The following is a 3,038-nucleotide window of genomic DNA, read 5'->3' on the forward strand; positions in this document are numbered from 1 at the left end:
GCGGCATGGGCGCGAGGCTGCGGCTTTCCTCATCGGACAGGTGCTTACCCGCGTGCGCATTCGCGCGTGCGCGGAACCTGAGTATGGAGACCGCAATGGACCGCGCTCAAAAGCAAGAGTCGATCGAGACGCTCAAGGGCGTCTTCGCCGACTCCGGCGCCGTGGTCGTGACCCACTACATGGGTCTGACCGTTGCGGAAATGACCGATCTGCGGGGCCGCCTTCGCAAGGAAGGCGCCCAGCTGCAGGTGGTGAAGAACACCCTGGCCACGAAGGCTCTCGGTGGCTCGATCGGCGAAGCGGGCGACGCCCTCTTCAAGGGTCCCGTCGCCATCGCCTTCGCTCCGGACCCGGTGTCTGCCGCCAAGGTCGCGACCCAGTACGCCAAGGACAATGACAAGTTCACGGTCATTGGCGGCTTCATGGGTCAACAGGTGCTGGACAAGAGCTCGGTGACCGCCCTGGCCACCCTGCCTTCGCTGGACCAGCTCCGCGCCAAGATCGTCGGCCTTCTGCAAGCCCCTGCGACCAAGATCGCCGGCGTCCTGCAGGCTCCCGCCGGTCAGCTGGCTCGCGTCGTCGGCGCCTACGCCGCCAAAGACGCCGCCTGATCGTCACTTCCCGACAAACCTCTCTCTTAAGGACCACATCACATGGCCAATCTCGAAAAGCTGGTGGACGACCTGTCCGCCCTGACCGTCCTGGAAGCCGCTGAGCTCTCCAAGCTGCTGGAAGAAAAGTGGGGCGTCTCCGCCGCCGCCCCGGTCGCCGTCGCCGCCGCCGGCCCGGCCGCCGCCGCTCCGGCCGAAGCCGCCGAAGAGCAAACCGAGTTCACCGTTGTCCTGACCGCCGGTGGCGACAAGAAGATCAACGTGATCAAAGAAGTCCGCGGCGTCCGTCCGGACCTCGGCCTGAAGGAAGCCAAGGACCTCGTCGAAGGCGCTCCGCAGAACGTGAAGGAAAACGTTTCCAAGCAGGAAGCGGAAGAGATCAAGAAGAAGCTCGAAGAAGCCGGCGCCACCGTCCAGGTGAAGTAGTCGGCTGGCGCGGGGCAACCGCTTCAGAGATCGAAGGGCCGGGAGCGATCCCGGCCCTTTTTCTATACCCCTAATCGGGGGAGGGCGCCGCTCGCGCGCCGAGCCATGGTCGAGCTCTCAACGGCTCGATCCATGGGGGCATGATCCTGGCCAGGACCTTTCTCACCGTCGCGGCGGCGACTGTGCTCGCCACGTCGGCCGCGCCGGCAGCGGCGCAGACCGCGGGCGACATCAACCGGCTGAACTCGGCCATCCAGATCTGCAACTCGCCCATGGGCGCGGGCATGGCGGAGTGCGCCAGGCTCCGCGGCCAACTCGGCGGGGGCGCCGGCGGCGGCCAGGGTGCGGCCGCCGCCGGCTTGCTGGGCGCGCTGAACGCGGCGATGTCCTCGCGTGCGCCGTCCGTGGCTGCGCCCGTTGCGCCCGCCGCCAACTCGCAGGCGATCGCGGCCTGTGTCCGGAACGCCGCCGGCGACGCCGCGCTGATCCAGGCCTGCCTGGCGGCGCCGGCGACCCCACGGCTGGCCGCGCCCGGCGTTCCGGCGCTGGGCCAACCGATCATGCCCTCGGCCGGCCAAGGGCATGACACGGCCAGCGCAATCCATCGGGCCGGGCAGAGCTACCACGCGTGCGTCGCGGCGAACCCCGGCGCGTGGCAGTCCTGCGTCCACCTCCTGAACGGCGGCCAGCCGCGCTAGGCACGAACTTGCCGAATTTGCACGGCGGGCCGCTTTTTCAGAATCGGCGAGGCTCGGGGCTCAGGCGACGCTAGGCCGGGCCGGATGACCGACTCCGTCCTTATCAGCGCGCTTGTGCACGGGCTCGCGGCCGGGGCGATGCTCGTCATGGCGCTCGTGGTGGGCTTCAGCCGCCTGGGCGGGCACGTGCGCGTGGCGGCCGTGCTGACCGCGATTGGCGTCGCCGTGTGGCTGCTGTCCGAGCAGCCCGCGCTGTTCAGCGCCGTCGGCGACAACTGGCTGCTGTGCGCCCCGAACTACCCCGTCGGCGGCCTCTTCTGGCTGTTCGTGCTGACGATCTTCGCCGACGCGCGCGTGACTCCGCCGACGCTCGGACCGCTGGATGGGCACGGAGCATCCCGAATATCGCGCCCGGTATGCCGCTACGGCATGGTGTCCGTTCGCCGCGCGAGAAAAGGCGAAGCTGGCTCTCGACAGATCGCTTTGACTCGGGGAACTATCGGGCCGTTGGCTGGTTGACCTGTTGCGAGACCGGAAGTCAGCACTCGACCCGGGACATGCCCGGGAAGAACAACGGGCGGCGCGGAGATTGCACCCCTCCGCGCCGCCTTTCGCATTTCTTGCGCGAGGGCCTTTACGGGCGGCCTGAAAAGGCCTATTTCCCGCCGTTCGCGAAAACACTCCCGATTCACATCGTTTCGATGCGGCCTTCGCGCGTGCAGGCCTCGAGGCATGGTCCGTAGCCCTCCGACCATGCGAAGGGGCGCTCCCGACGACACGGGGAGCATTCCAGCGTCCGGCTCCCGCAAGGGAGACCGAGGGCGGACGCAGGATGAACACATGGCGCCCGGAATCCCCCTCCTGGCGCCCTCAAGGGATCAAAATGGCGCAGTCCTTCACCGGTAAGAAGCGGATCCGGAAGTCTTTCGGCCGCATCCCCGAAGCCGTGCAGATGCCGAACCTGATCGAGGTTCAGCGCTCCTCGTACGAACAGTTCCTGCAGCGCGAGACCCGCGCTCCGGACCGCAAGGAAGAGGGCGTCGAGGCGGTCTTCAAGTCCGTCTTCCCGATCAAGGACTTCAACGAGCGCGCGGTGCTCGAATACGTCTCCTACGAGTTCGAGGAGCCGAAGTACGACGTCGAGGAATGCGTCCAGCGCGATATGACCTATGCCGCGCCGCTGAAGGTGAAGCTGCGCCTCATCGTCTTCGAAACCGACGAAGAGACCGGCGCCCGCTCCGTGAAGGACATCAAGGAGCAGGACGTCTACATGGGCGACATCCCGCTCATGACGGAGAAGGGC

At 67.4% G+C, this 3,038-nt stretch carries 4 protein-coding genes and 1 pseudogene; all 5 read left to right on the forward strand.

Annotation, left to right across the window (positions count from 1 at the left end; all coding sequences use genetic code 11):
• The first annotated feature begins 95 nt into the window (after window positions 1–95).
• Entirely contained in the window at window positions 96–611 is a 516-nt protein-coding gene (gene rplJ, locus VGD44_RS00825) for a 50S ribosomal protein L10 (RefSeq protein WP_331082875.1), read from the forward strand.
• A gap of 42 nt (window positions 612–653) precedes the next feature.
• Window positions 654–1,037 carry a 50S ribosomal protein L7/L12 gene (gene rplL / locus VGD44_RS00830; RefSeq protein WP_331082877.1) on the forward strand — a complete coding sequence of 128 codons (384 nt, stop codon included), beginning with the start codon at window positions 654–656 and terminating at the stop codon, window positions 1,035–1,037.
• Between the two features lie 140 nt (window positions 1,038–1,177).
• Complete coding sequence (locus VGD44_RS00835) at window positions 1,178–1,735, forward strand: hypothetical protein (RefSeq protein WP_331082879.1); 558 nt, start codon at window positions 1,178–1,180, stop codon at window positions 1,733–1,735.
• An 84-nt stretch (window positions 1,736–1,819) separates the two neighbouring features.
• The gene (locus tag VGD44_RS00840) at window positions 1,820–2,254 is read left to right on the forward strand and encodes a hypothetical protein (protein ID WP_331082881.1); all 435 of its coding nucleotides are present in this window, start codon (window positions 1,820–1,822) and stop codon (window positions 2,252–2,254) included.
• Between the two features lie 364 nt (window positions 2,255–2,618).
• A pseudogene (locus VGD44_RS00845) lies at window positions 2,619–3,038 on the forward strand (DNA-directed RNA polymerase subunit beta); the annotation flags it as partial.

Source organism: Phenylobacterium sp. (assembly GCF_036402295.1).
Taxonomy (GTDB): Bacteria; Pseudomonadota; Alphaproteobacteria; order Caulobacterales; family Caulobacteraceae; genus Phenylobacterium.

Excerpts from the sequence above, each read along its gene's own strand:
- rplJ (WP_331082875.1), top strand. The coding sequence starts at position 96 with ATGGACCGCGCTCAAAAGCAAGAGTCGATCGAGACGCTCAAGGGCGTC.
- rplL (WP_331082877.1), top strand. The coding sequence starts at position 654 with ATGGCCAATCTCGAAAAGCTGGTGGACGACCTGTCCGCCCTGACCGTC.
- VGD44_RS00835 (WP_331082879.1), top strand. The coding sequence starts at position 1,178 with ATGATCCTGGCCAGGACCTTTCTCACCGTCGCGGCGGCGACTGTGCTC.
- VGD44_RS00840 (WP_331082881.1), top strand. The coding sequence starts at position 1,820 with ATGACCGACTCCGTCCTTATCAGCGCGCTTGTGCACGGGCTCGCGGCC.